This window comes from Sphingomonas sp. 66-10, from assembly GCF_001897045.1.
Lineage (GTDB): Bacteria > Pseudomonadota > Alphaproteobacteria > Sphingomonadales > Sphingomonadaceae > Sphingomonas > Sphingomonas lycopersici.
In genome coordinates this window covers 5,981-6,521 of sequence record NZ_MKRR01000007.1, presented here as the reverse complement: position 1 = coordinate 6,521, position 541 = coordinate 5,981, and the positions used below count along the sequence as shown (strand labels likewise).

1 pseudogene is annotated in these 541 nt (G+C 64.5%); it reads right to left on the bottom strand.

Features of this window, described 5'->3' with window-relative positions:
• A pseudogene (locus tag BGN95_RS01145) lies at positions 1 to 541 on the bottom strand (DEAD/DEAH box helicase); the annotation flags it as partial.

Below are 541 nucleotides of genomic sequence, written 5' to 3'. Positions count from 1 at the left end.
CCGGAATGAGAGGCACCCTCTCATGAAACGTGTTCGACCATAGGTCGGAGAGCAGATGGATCGCGACGCGGTGCGCCCACCATTGCGGCAAGAGGTTCAGCTCAGCGCAAATGGCGAGACTCTCGCGCAGTTGGGCGATCGCACGGTCGATCAGAGCGCGCTCGCCGCGGTCAAGCGCGAGCAGGAACATCGACACGGCACCGAAGAAGGCATCGGTTAGAGCGAGGTCGAGGCCCTCGAACAGGAAATCGTGGCCATCCCGCTCGGCCGCGTCGCCGGCAAGCGGATCGGCAAGACGCTGCTGGAAGAGCGCGGTGATGGCCTCATCCGATCCCCGACCATCGAGGCGAAAGGCATAGACCCGGGCACGCAGCTCGTTGATATCCCGCCGCATGAGAAGCGCCAGCGCCTGCTCGATGAGCGAGAAGTTCTCCTCCTCCGCCACGACCGCAAGGAGGGAGTAGGCACGGGCGGAGAGATGCGCGAGATGGTAGCTCGCAGCCGCCATCACGAAGTGAAAGTCCCGGTCGGCTTCGGCGCG